General features: G+C 36.4%; 12 protein-coding genes. 1 reads left to right on the top strand and 11 read right to left on the bottom strand.

What is annotated here, in order from left to right; all coding sequences use genetic code 11:
• Positions 1-68: 68 nt before the first annotated feature.
• From SLH51_RS10200 to SLH51_RS10170, 7 genes are all read right to left on the bottom strand, one after another.
• Entirely contained in the window at positions 69-230 is a 162-nt protein-coding gene (locus tag SLH51_RS10200; RefSeq protein ID WP_335961156.1) for a hypothetical protein, read from the bottom strand.
• 61 nt (positions 231-291) lie between these two features.
• Positions 292-1,506: a nucleoside recognition domain-containing protein gene (locus SLH51_RS10195; RefSeq protein ID WP_335961155.1), complete on the bottom strand. Its 1,215-nt coding sequence runs from the start codon at positions 1,504-1,506 to the stop codon at positions 292-294.
• On the bottom strand, positions 1,436-2,554 hold the full coding sequence (locus tag SLH51_RS10190; protein WP_335961154.1) for an NAD(P)/FAD-dependent oxidoreductase: 1,119 nt from the start codon (positions 2,552-2,554) through the stop codon (positions 1,436-1,438). The genes SLH51_RS10195 and SLH51_RS10190 overlap by 71 nt, the downstream gene beginning before the upstream one ends.
• Positions 2,555-2,743: 189 nt before the next feature.
• A complete protein-coding gene (locus SLH51_RS10185; protein ID WP_335961153.1) occupies positions 2,744-3,691 on the bottom strand; it encodes a CobW family GTP-binding protein in 948 nt (315 codons plus the stop codon).
• Positions 3,692-3,697: 6 nt separating this feature from the next.
• A complete protein-coding gene (locus tag SLH51_RS10180; RefSeq protein ID WP_335961152.1) occupies positions 3,698-4,216 on the bottom strand; it encodes a MogA/MoaB family molybdenum cofactor biosynthesis protein in 519 nt (172 codons plus the stop codon).
• Positions 4,217-4,231: 15 nt separating this feature from the next.
• A complete protein-coding gene (gene sufU / locus SLH51_RS10175) occupies positions 4,232-4,678 on the bottom strand; it encodes a Fe-S cluster assembly sulfur transfer protein SufU (RefSeq protein WP_335961151.1) in 447 nt (148 codons plus the stop codon).
• Between the two features lie 148 nt (positions 4,679-4,826).
• Entirely contained in the window at positions 4,827-5,783 is a 957-nt protein-coding gene (locus SLH51_RS10170) for a metal ABC transporter substrate-binding protein (RefSeq protein ID WP_335961150.1), read from the bottom strand.
• Positions 5,784-6,082: 299 nt separating this feature from the next.
• Here SLH51_RS10170 and SLH51_RS10165 point away from each other — a divergent pair, with 299 nt between their 5' ends.
• Positions 6,083-7,075 (top strand): tyrosine-type recombinase/integrase, encoded by a 993-nt coding sequence (locus SLH51_RS10165; RefSeq protein ID WP_335961149.1) that lies wholly within the window; start codon positions 6,083-6,085, stop codon positions 7,073-7,075.
• Between the two features lie 451 nt (positions 7,076-7,526).
• Here SLH51_RS10165 and hfq read toward each other — a convergent pair whose 3' ends face one another.
• The 4 genes from hfq to mutL form a co-directional block, all read right to left on the bottom strand.
• A complete protein-coding gene (gene hfq, locus SLH51_RS10160) occupies positions 7,527-7,760 on the bottom strand; it encodes an RNA chaperone Hfq (protein WP_335961148.1) in 234 nt (77 codons plus the stop codon).
• A gap of 30 nt (positions 7,761-7,790) precedes the next feature.
• Positions 7,791-8,732, bottom strand: a complete 942-nt coding sequence (miaA, locus tag SLH51_RS10155; protein WP_335961147.1) for a tRNA (adenosine(37)-N6)-dimethylallyltransferase MiaA — start codon at positions 8,730-8,732, stop codon at positions 7,791-7,793.
• Positions 8,733-8,774: 42 nt separating this feature from the next.
• Positions 8,775-9,554, bottom strand: coding sequence for a class I SAM-dependent methyltransferase (locus SLH51_RS10150; protein WP_335961146.1), 780 nt, complete (start codon positions 9,552-9,554; stop codon positions 8,775-8,777).
• A 208-nt stretch (positions 9,555-9,762) separates the two neighbouring features.
• Positions 9,763-11,670: a DNA mismatch repair endonuclease MutL gene (gene mutL / locus SLH51_RS10145; protein WP_335961145.1), complete on the bottom strand. Its 1,908-nt coding sequence runs from the start codon at positions 11,668-11,670 to the stop codon at positions 9,763-9,765.
• Positions 11,671-11,697 lie beyond the last annotated feature (27 nt).

Below are 11,697 nucleotides of genomic sequence, written 5' to 3'. Positions count from 1 at the left end.
GACACCTTCTTTTTCAATTTAATTAAACCGTTATCATTACGATTTATCTAACGTAAAAAAATATATTACTATTCATCTAGCTGATCAAACTCTATTATATCAATCCACACTTCTATTACATGACCTTCCCATAAAATGTTTGCAAAACCATTATGTTTATCTATAACTTTTCCAACTTTACCCTCTGCATTTACTACTTCCATGCCTTGATAATTTCCAGTGACTATCATACCTCTAATTAATGGAGGTGGTTAAGAATTTTAAGCATGGTCTCACATTAATAAGTTTCACTCATTCATTCCCACTAAAAATTCTCCACACGATTACTAAAAGTAAAGACGAAGCAATGGATGTTACTGCTTGTTTTGTTGCAATTTGAAAGGCTATAGACTTACTTACATCCTTAGCAATGGCAAAAAGCGTCACAAGACAAGCCGATAATGTCGATGCTAAATAGACAAGAATAAATAATTCCATTGAAGTTAGGCCTAAAAGCAGTTGTCCATTCCCTTCATTAAAGAGCAATATTCCATCCTTTCTAAGAATAGAAAAAAGAATGCCTAGACTTGCTTCTGCTGGTAAGGAGAGAAAAGTTAATATAGGGCCAATAACTTGTGAGAGAACATCAAGTATTTTATAATTATGAAGAATTGCAGCAATGACACAGATCCCTAGAAAAATAGGCATAGCCTGAAAAAAGAACTGTTTAATCGTTTCTTGGATATTAGATAAAACAGCAATAGGACTAACCTTTTGAAGGGATCGGGCTTTCGTTAGGTCGTAACTTTGAAACTCATGTTGTTGCGGATACCATAACTTTGTGTGAATGATCCCCATAACTGCTAGAACAATGATATACGGGAAAAACAGCCAAGGCTTCCCTGCGACACTGAATAAAGATAAGGTTGCCCCGACTTGATAGCTGCATGCTGAACTAAACGAGATCATTGAGAGACATTGCTTCCTTGTACAAGCGGAACATCCTTTACTTTGATAAACAGCGACAACATTGCATCCATATCCAGTAATAACTGGGATGATATCTTTACCTGTGAGACCGATCTTTCTAAGCCAAGGATCTACAGCGACCGTAACTTTGTCTTTTATACCACTATCATTTGTGATCGATGTGGAAATACCGATAAGAACAACAACAGGAAAAGCCCAAACAAATGAATAAATCCCTAACGTTAATAAACCAAATGGACCAACTACGATTTCTGCTAGTAAGGATGGAGTCAAGCTAAACCACTCTTCTATTCTAAGGATAAAATACGTCTCAACGATCGGTTCAAAAAAAGTAGCAATTACATATGCTCCATACACAGGCAAGCCATATATCGCAAGAATAATAAATAAGCAACAGGCCATATTCCAAATACCTAGAATAGATAGGTCTCCTTTTATCTCTTCCTTTTTTACCTGTATCATCTCTTTAACAAATACACTCATTTCCGCAACATGATAAGTCATCAAGATACATATTTGAACGTCGATAAAACTCAATCAACTCCGAACTAACCTCAATCCCTAGACGATCGCAGATCTCTTTTGCTACAATTGCAAATCGCTGTCTGAACTTATAAATAAAACAAAAGATAATCGGTTCATGACGAACTTGCGGTCCAACTAAAAACAAACCTTCTGAAACCGTTGATTCGTCTACCTCATTCAACTCAATATGATTTTCTTCATCCCAATAAAAATGCTCCAAAATAAGTGAGAGACTATTTTTAAAACCCGTTGCCAAAATAGGCTGGGTAGAACTTTCAATCTTTTCTCCATTAGAAAGATAAATTTGATAGTCTTCCTCTTCTTTTTCTACCTTAATCACTTCTGCATTTCCTCTCAAGACGAGTTGATCGGAGTCGTGAAACTCCGCAAGACGGTCACACGTAAAAGGTGACAATGAAATACTTGGATCAGGGTTATAATTTGTCCAAGTATCTTCTCTCGCCAATACTGTCACATCCTTATCTAAATGGCTAAGGTGTATGGCCGAATCCATTCCACTTTCATAACCACCGATGATGAAAAACTTATTTCCATCTAAATCCTCCCAAGAGTGAACTTTACTATTATGAAGACATAGTTCTCCGCCTTCGAATGGTTGTAAGTTTGGATACTGGAATTCTCCCCCTGCCCATACAACATATTTACAAATTATTTCCCCTTTGTTTGTGTTTAAACGAAACCCGTCTACAGTTTTTTCCATTTCTTTTACATCAATACCTATTTCAATCGGTAATTCAAAATGATGAGAAATTGCTTGAAGATACCGGGCATATTCCTGACCACTTAAATGCTCTGATTGAAACGTGAACCCTGGAGAAGTCTCTGGGACAATAGCATTTAAATCAAGAAGACCAAACCCATGGCCGGGGAAAGACGGCGTAAGTAACCTCATTTCTTTTGGCCATTTGTTAAAAGTACTACCGACTGAATTCCTCTCAACAATGACATAATTATGTAAACCTAATTGCTTTAGAGTGCTACCTATACCAATTCCTGCTGGCCCTGCCCCAACAATGACAACATCATATTCTTTTTTCATGGCTCTTTTTACACCTCTTTCAAATTCAAAAAAAATTTAATTCGTAATGATTACGATTATTGATAATTTTATCTACTTCACTCCGAATTGTCAAAGTTTAATATTCATAATGCAGTGTTGTTTACAACAATAGTTATGTCTTCATATACCCCAAAAAAGACCACCCCTTAAAGAGTCGTCTTCATTTGGTTATTTTAGTTGTAACTTACTTAACCCCTGTTCAATGCAGCTCTGATCTAAGCCTTCTCCAATAAAAACAAGTACAGGCTGATATTGTTTTTCAAATGTATATCGTTCAAAAACGGGATCGCCGTAAGCATAATTAAATAAAAATAAGCCAGGAGTCTCTTTTAAATAAATAAATCCTTTTGCTCTGAACAGGTTTCCTTGCACTCTTTCTAACCATTGTAAAAATTGAATTCTATCAATAGGTTTACTAACAGGCGTTGATACAGTTCTTAAATGTAAATGATTGTGAACATGTGACTCATGATTATGTTTTTTAACCGATTTATTAGATATTTCCATTTGTTGATCTTGTGTATGTAGGAATGAAGGATTCCATTTTGCAAACAAAACACTCGAAATAACAGCTTTTTTATTAATTTCCTCAATACTCTCCTTTATTGAATCTAGAATACGCTTTTCCACTAGATCCTTTTTATTAATGAGAATAATATCTGCGTACTTAACTTGCTCTATTAAAAGCTTATTGAGCTTAATACTCATTTTATTTTCATACCACTGTTTTGCATTCACAACTGTAATTACTGCTTTAATCGTTACTCTACTAGCTAGTGTGGGATGCGTACATGCATCAACGACTTCTAATGGATGGGCCGCTCCAGTTGCCTCAATGTAAATAACATCTAAATCATGCTCTATCAATAGCGAGTTTAATTGTAAACTTAACTCTCCTTGAATCGAACAGCAAATACACCCATTCAGCATTTCTTTTAGAGGGGTGTTGTTAGGAACGATTGCAGAATCTATGCTAACATCGCCTAACTCATTCATTAATACACCAATACGTCTACCTTTCCTTTTCTCTGATTGAATTAATTCCTTCAACAACGTGCTTTTTCCACTTCCTAAGAAGCCACTCAATATAAAAATATCTACTGTTTTATTGTCCATGAGCTATTACTTTTTCAAATCCTTTCTAATCTCTCTAATCACATGCGCTAATTCAGAACTTATCAATTTATTCATAGCCAATTTTACTGCACCGCTTGATCCTGGCATTGCAAATACAGCTGTGTGATTACTGACACCGGCTATAGCACGACTCAGCATTGCTGCCGCTCCAATATCTTCTGTATAACTGAGCATTCTAAACAGCTCTCCAAAACCAACAATCTCTTTATCGAGCAATTCTTTTACCGTTTCAATTGTAACGTCACGATCCGCTATTCCCGTTCCACCATTTAACAAGATCGCATCAATCTCAGGTGCTTGAATTCCTTTTTGAAGAGCCTCACTAATCTCTATTTTTTCGTCTCTGGCAATCTCATAATCTTCAATTATGTGCCCTTGATTAACTAAAAATTCTCGAATTAACATTCCACTTTTATCTGTCTCTTGCGTACGAGTATCGCTTACCGTTATAATTTTACATCTGACTTGTTTCGGTGCTTCTTTTTTATGCTCTATTACACTCATTATTACATTCTCCTTTTATATTAATCGTTTATAAGATTCAACATCATACAAGGCTTTATCTAAAGCCTGCCAAGCCATCAAAGCACAATTATGACGAGCTCTTAGCTTGTGTACTCCCTCTAATGATAAAGCATCTCCTAAATCCACACGATCATTTGATTGTTTACCTTCTTTTATTAACTTTTCAAACTCTCCTCTAATTATGGAAATAGTTCTCATATCCTTGTTTTGGATTAACTCTGTCATCATTGATGAAGATGCCATACTAATACTACATCCCTCTCCTTCAAAGGAAACATCTGTTAGAGCTTCACCTTCTAGTTTAAGATAAAGAGTAATTACATCGCCGCATGTTGGATTTTTATAATGAACTTTACGGACTTCTTCATCTTCTAGCTTGCCGTAATTTCGTTTATATTTAGCATGATCCATAACAACCTTACGATATAGGTCATTTAGCATTTTCTCCTCTCCTTTCATACGCTTAATTTAAAAATAGATAACAAATCGTAATAATTACGATTTGTTATCTATTGTAAAGGAATAGTTCAAACTAATCAAACAGAATAAGAAAAGAGGATAACACAACTGAGTTACCCTCTGTAATTACTTATTTCAAACCACTCACAAACGTTTCCACATTATGTTTCATCATTAACACATAGGTTTCTGCCCCACTACCCTCTTGCCCTACAGCGTCAGTATACACTTCACCAGCAATCTCAATACCAGTATCTTCTGAGATTCTTTCCATATAACGTTTATCTACCGTTGTTTCAACAAAGATAGCTGGTATGTTTTGATCACTAACAAAATCAATCACACGCGCAATTTGACTTGGTGTACCTTCTTCATGTGAATTTAGTTCCCACACTCCTTCTGTTTGAAACCCATACGCCTCCCCAAAGTATTTAAACGCATTTTCAGTTACAACAATGACGCGATTTTCTTCTGGAACGGCTTCTACTTCTGCTTTAATCCAATCTTGCAAATCATCTAATTCAGTAAGGTATGCTTCTGCATTCGTACGGTATGTCTCTTCTCCGCTTGGGTCACGCTCAACCAAATCTTCTACAATATCTTCTACATACACTTTAACGTTTTCTACACTTAGCCAAGCATGTGGATCTTCATCTTCACTTCCCTCAAGCAAAATAGGCGTTATCCCTTCACTTACTGTAACGACTGGAACATCTCCAACATTCCCTACTAACTTTTCAAGCCATCCTTCTAAACTAAACCCATTAACATAAAACACATCTGAGTCACTTGCCTTTTGGAAATCGCTTGGAATAGGCTCGTATTCATGTGGTTCTTCACCGATTGGGACGAGATACTCTACAGTTCCTCTTTCACCAATGATTTCCGCTACAATATCTCCAAGTATTGAAAAGCTAGTTGTAATCGCTAACCCTTCATTTTCAGGCTCCGTTGTCCCTTCAATCGAATTTGTTTCCTCTTGTTCACCATCCAATCCTTCTTGCTGTGTCTCATCGGCATTACAGCCAACTGTCAATAGAAATATCAGGCTTATTACAAACATTAATAACCACTTTCTTTTACTCATTCTTTTCCTCTCCTTTTCCTTTCAATTGTCCACGACTAATTATTTTGTACAAGGGAAACTTTTTAGATAAAAAAATAAAAGTTTCTCAAGTGCAACAATTTACATTTTTACACATCTATTCACTTTTGTCTAGTCTTATTCGTAATTTTTCTTATTTGAATTTTTATCATGATCTGAAATGCATTTCACCATCAAACAGAAAAATTAACCTACGTAATTATGTTATGTGACTTTTTTTTACGCTTTTGAAGGATAATTAACAAAAAAATCAAATAGTTAATATAGGAAGGGGTGTTTTCATGCAGTATCTATTTCCCTCATTTATTCATGACTATCTTCACTATTTGACACAAAAAGGAAGGAAAGAATCTACTATCCGCCGTTATATGTATGATTTGAATGATTTTTCTTATTGGTTGCATAAATCGCGATCGACAACAAATGAGATTAATTGGAAATCGATCACAAAGGAAGAACTTGAGCTCTTTTTTCAAGATCTTATTGAGGTAAGACAATACAATGTTCGAACCATAAGGCGCATTCATAGTGTGTTAAAACAACTAGCCCGCTATCAACAATCTTTCGGGAAAAGTGAACTTACACCTATTGAAGAAATCGATCCCCCTGAGCTTGTTACGGGCCCACTAAAGGAATCAGAGTGGATGGCAGTCCAAGAAAAGAAACAGTTGCTTACTACTCTTTCTTCAACAATCGGTTTATCTGATCAACAAATTGAGACATTTCCTTTTTACAGGGAACGAAATGAATTCATGATTCGATTGTTTTTGGATTATGGACTTACGCTACACGAAGTGCAACAGCTATCAATGAAAGACATAAGATTTGAACGAAACCAAATTCTCCTTCGAGAGGATAATCGAACGATACATTTGCAAACAGAACACAAACATTTAGCATACACCTATTTTAAAATGATACCCGAGCCCGTTCGCCCACGCTATTATAGTGATGATCCCTTTATTGTAGCGTTTGATTTTAAAAGAAAAACGTTTCATTGGTCATACGATAATGATGAGCCAAAAAGAATGTCTATGATCGCAATTCAGAAAATGCTACGAATGGAGGTAAAACGAGCCCACTTACGAAAAGGAATCAGCGCTCAAACGCTTCGCAACACATTTATTCTATCAACTCTATTAAGAGGGATGTCACCTGACGAATTAATTCAATCGATAGGATATACAACGCCTCTTTCAATGAATCGCTATCTCAATACGGTTCAATCAATGACAGATAAACAGAAAATCCGCCTTCTAACAGCTGGGGCGTAACTTGCCCCAATTTTCTTCATACCAATCAATAAACCTTTTGAATTCAAATCAATTTTTTTGATTATAGAGATTGACAATAGAAATAAATGGATATACATTTGATACATCAAAGAAAATTGATTAAAAATTTTCTATTTATTGCTTTTGAGTTAACACTTCTTTTTATTGTTAAGAAAGAGTAGTGATCACATTTGTCCGTTCTGTCATTGTCATGTCAACGATCTCAGGTTTTATTTATTATTTAACCTAATAAAAAGAGTCAAATATTATGTTCCAATTTTTCAAAAAAAGAGCACCAAAATCCAAGTTGTTGCCACGTTGTTATTGAAGAAATTAACGAAAGCGGCTATTGTACTTCACAAGAAACAAAGAAAATTGCCAAAATCTCTGACAATAAAGCTAAGTCATAAAAGAAATAGAAAAAGCGCCCTACTTGAGCGCTTTTTCTATCTTATTCTTGTTCTTCTGATTTCAACTGAATGTTACGTTGTGGTGCAAACGTAGAGATCGCATGCTTGTAAACAAGCTGTTGCTTTCCTTCCGTTTCTAAAATCACAGTAAAATTGTCAAAGCCTTTTATGTGACCACGAATTTGAAAACCGTTTGTTAAAAAGACTGTAACAGAGATGTTATCTTTTCGTAATTGGTTTAGAAATTGATCTTGAATGTTAATAGGTTGCTTCATCGGGGTGTCCTCCTCTAATTGACTCTCTCTTTATTTCGATACAAATTGAATATTTCCTTCAATAAATGTACAAATTTCGGTAAAAGTTTGCTCATTTAATCCGTCAGACGTGTCGAACCACGTCGCATCTGTTTTATTACGAAACCAAGTTAGCTGTCTTTTGGCATAGCGCCTTGAATTTTGTTTTAATGTTTCAATCGCTTCTTCTAACGAATAAAGACCTTCGAAATGATCATAAAGTTCCTTGTAACCGATTGCTTGTACTGATTGACAATTCCTTATTCCCCTTTCATACAACGCCTTCGCTTCTTCCACTAACCCTTGTTTAATCATGATGTCTACTCGTTTATTAATTCGTTCATACAACTTGCTTCGCTCCATCGTTAGTCCGACCATAGCTATCGTATAGGGTGATTCCGTTTGCTCTTCTGTTTGTTGCTTTGAAAACGGAATTCCTGTTACACGTATTACTTCTAATGCCCGGATGACACGACGGATGTTGTTTGGGTGAATTGATTCCGCTGCTATGGGGTCTACTTTCTGTAACATAGTATGTAATTCATTATTTCCAAGTTTACTTGCTAGTAGTTCAAGTTCTTTTCTGTATTGTTTATCAGTCGGCATTGATTCAAATTGATATTGTTTAATAATCGCATTCACATATAACCCAGTTCCACCAACTAATAGAGGCACATGTCCCCTCTTATTTAACTTAGTAATAAGTGGAATACAGCATTCTTGAAATTCAGCAACAGAAAAAGGTTCTTCCGGATGCTTAATGTCAATTAAATGGTGCGGTACTCCTTCTTGCTCTTGCTCAGTCACTTTTGCAGTACCAATGTCCATGCCTTTATAAACTTGCATCGAATCACCACTAATAACTTCACTTTGGTATTTCTTTGCTAAATTGACACCTAATGCTGTTTTTCCAACAGCAGTTGGACCAACAATTACAATCAATTGTTCTTTCATCATCTTCTCCCTAATTCTTGGAATTCAAACATTGGATAACGATTAATTTATTGATTCAATATATCCATAGTGAAATGCTGAATGTTGCCTTTTTATTACGTGAAATCCGAATTTTTTAAACCGTTCACTTTCGTAGTGATCTTTTAAGACAACTCGTAATTTGGCAACACGCAAGGCATGATTTATGACGTCTTTGGTCAAATCATCATGGCAAGCAAACTGTTTTAATGCCCTCATAGCTGTTGAATCTGATAAATGTTGATCAAACATTGGATCAAAATAAACAACATCAAATGAATGATCAGGTAAATTTGCCAAATAGGATGAATGATGAGAATGGGTTACTTCAATTCTCTTCATTGCGTCTAACATTAAAGAGCTTCCATCTTGCCATGTTTTTAACCCGTTACGCACAATTGACGCAAGAACCAAATTAGCTTCTAATCCTGTAACATGTCCAAGTTCTCCAACAGCAACTTGTGCTACTAGACTATCAGATGCAAGTCCTAATGTACAATCTAAAAACGTCATTCCACTTTTGAGACCAGCCACACTTACTAATGGATCATAACCTGTCTTTAAAAATTGTTTCACTCGAAACATAGCTGAACTCGGATGATAGAAAAACGGATGCCCGCCATGCTTCGAATAAAGGGTCACCTTGTTTATTCCTACTACAAGTATGTCCTCTCCATAGGAATAAATTAAATCCTGAACTGAAGCATCTTCTCGAAGAATAAAACGACTCTTAAGTTCCACACTCAACGTTTGTGCTTTTTCTGCTAAAACATCCGCACCTTTCCTTGCTGTTGTTACAATCATAGTGTTATCTCCTATATCGCAATCTCGATAGAACGAATTCTTTATCATCTAGTGCTCTTCTTCCGTCTTCCTGCCTTTTCCCAGTCTAACTCTTAACCAAACCTACTTTGTTAAAACTTGAAGTGCGTAGTGCAATGGCTCCTCTCCTACGCTCATTGCTTCGAGTTTTTATCAAAAAAGTAACAATTGACCTTTTTGATAAAAACTCTTACATAACCCGTTTAAACATTTTTTCTAATGCATACGTTGAGAAATGGACAAGGATCGGTCTTCCATGTGGGCATGTGAAGGGATCACTGCTTTTTCTTAGCGATTCTAATAAAGCAAACATTTCATCTTGTCGCAGGTGACGATTGGCTTTAATTGCCGCCTTGCACGACATTAAGATCGCTGCCTCTTCTCTCAGTTTTGCTATGTCCACTTTACGATGCTCGAGCAAAAAATCAATGATTTCACGAATCGTTTCTTCCTCGTACCCTTTCGGTAACCATGTCGGATGGGCACGAACAATAAAAGCTTGAGTTCCAAACACTTCAAGAAAGACTCCAACTTCATGTAAGTCATCAAGATGGTCGTTAATCGTTGCAAATTCTTGAGCCGTACACTCGAGTGTAATTGGTATGAGAAGGTCTTGAACGTGTGGGTCCACTTCAGCTACTTTATCACGGAAAAATTCATACTTGACACGTTCTTGTGCTGCATGCTGATCAATTAAATACATTCCTGTCTCATTTTGAGCAATAATATACGTCCCATGCATTTGTCCAACAGGATATAAAGCTGGAACTCTATCGTTGGATGGTTCTTGAACGGATATAGCTGGTTTAATCGGTACTTTCTCATTTTGAATGAAAGTTTCTTTCTCTCTTTGCTCGAATGGTTCTTCTTCGTATTCTTGATGCTTTGTTTCTTTTTCAGCTATATTAGCTGTGCTTGAGCCTATTTCTACCTTTTCTGATTCCTTTTGTACATCAAATGGGAAAAAGGAATCAGAACGAACCTGCTCATGAGATGCTTCTTTCACTTGATTAGATTGCCCTTCAGTTCCCTTTTCAAAGTCTAGTGATACTTGCTCACTTCTATAGTTAGAAAAATCGCTACGCTTCTTTGTATCTGCTGCAGGAATCAAAGTCTGTTGTTTAAATACTCGCTTAATCGAACTTGTAATTAGTTGTCCAAGTTCTTCTTCCTTACTAAGTCGGACTTCTAATTTAGAAGGATGAACATTGACATCGATTAACTTCGGATCCATATCAATGGACAGAACAACCAATGGGTAACGACCAATTGGGAGCAACGTGTGATATCCTTCTTGAATAGCTCTAGCAAGTGCATAATTTCGAATGTACCTTCCATTAATGAAAATCGACATATATTGTCTCGATGCTCTCGTTAATTCAGGCAGCGCTACAAATCCACGAATCTCATAATCAAGTGATTGACCTTCGATTGGTTGTACCTTCTTCGCAACATTTCTCCCATAAATAGCCGCAATCACTTGGCGAATATCGCCATTCCCTGAAGTCTTTAGTACTTCTTTTCCGTGATGAGAATATTCAAATGCCACATGCGGATGTGCTAAGGCCAGTCGGTTGATGATATCACTCACATTTCCGGCTTCTGTATGCACAGTCTTTAAATACTTTAATCTAGCAGGTGTATTATAAAAAAGATTCGTTACAACAATCTCTGTACCTTTTCTAGCTGTCGCAGCTTTCTTGTGTTTTACGATACCACCTTCAAGTACAATTTCTGTACCACGTCCTGTCCCCATACTCGTAGTTAGTTTCACATGGGCAACTGAGGCAATACTTGGCAAAGCCTCTCCACGAAATCCTAAAGTTGCAATTTGAAACAAATCTCGATCCGTCCGAATTTTACTTGTCGCATGGCGATAAAACGCTGTCTCGACCTCATCGTTGTTGATCCCATCTCCGTTATCAACAATTCGAATCGACGATAATCCACCTTCATCAATTTCAACTACAATGTGTGTGCTGTTGGCATCAAGCGAGTTTTCAACTAATTCTTTGACAATTGAAGCAGGACGTTCAACAACTTCACCCGCTGCTATTTTATTAGATAACGCATCATCTAGCTTTATGATTTGGGTCATCGAACCCCTCCTCTAATTGAACATTAA

It is taken from the genome of Halalkalibacter kiskunsagensis (assembly GCF_037027555.1).
Taxonomy (GTDB): domain Bacteria; phylum Bacillota; class Bacilli; order Bacillales; family Bacillaceae_D; genus Halalkalibacter; species Halalkalibacter kiskunsagensis.
The sequence above is the reverse complement of the archived record's forward strand: the minus strand, read 5'-3'. Positions and strand labels throughout refer to the sequence as shown.

What these genes read in the sequence shown, in the direction of transcription:
- SLH51_RS10200 (WP_335961156.1), bottom strand. Translation starts at nt 230, where the DNA reads ATGATAGTCACTGGAAATTATCAAGGCATGGAAGTAGTAAATGCAGAG.
- SLH51_RS10190 (WP_335961154.1), bottom strand. Translation starts at nt 2,554, where the DNA reads ATGAAAAAAGAATATGATGTTGTCATTGTTGGGGCAGGGCCAGCAGGA.
- SLH51_RS10185 (WP_335961153.1), bottom strand. Translation starts at nt 3,691, where the DNA reads ATGGACAATAAAACAGTAGATATTTTTATATTGAGTGGCTTCTTAGGA.
- SLH51_RS10180 (WP_335961152.1), bottom strand. Translation starts at nt 4,216, where the DNA reads ATGAGTGTAATAGAGCATAAAAAAGAAGCACCGAAACAAGTCAGATGT.
- sufU (WP_335961151.1), bottom strand. Translation starts at nt 4,678, where the DNA reads ATGCTAAATGACCTATATCGTAAGGTTGTTATGGATCATGCTAAATAT.
- SLH51_RS10170 (WP_335961150.1), bottom strand. Translation starts at nt 5,783, where the DNA reads ATGAGTAAAAGAAAGTGGTTATTAATGTTTGTAATAAGCCTGATATTT.
- SLH51_RS10165 (WP_335961149.1), top strand. Translation starts at nt 6,083, where the DNA reads ATGCAGTATCTATTTCCCTCATTTATTCATGACTATCTTCACTATTTG.
- hfq (WP_335961148.1), bottom strand. Translation starts at nt 7,760, where the DNA reads ATGAAGCAACCTATTAACATTCAAGATCAATTTCTAAACCAATTACGA.
- miaA (WP_335961147.1), bottom strand. Translation starts at nt 8,732, where the DNA reads ATGAAAGAACAATTGATTGTAATTGTTGGTCCAACTGCTGTTGGAAAA.
- SLH51_RS10150 (WP_335961146.1), bottom strand. Translation starts at nt 9,554, where the DNA reads ATGATTGTAACAACAGCAAGGAAAGGTGCGGATGTTTTAGCAGAAAAA.
- mutL (WP_335961145.1), bottom strand. Translation starts at nt 11,670, where the DNA reads ATGACCCAAATCATAAAGCTAGATGATGCGTTATCTAATAAAATAGCA.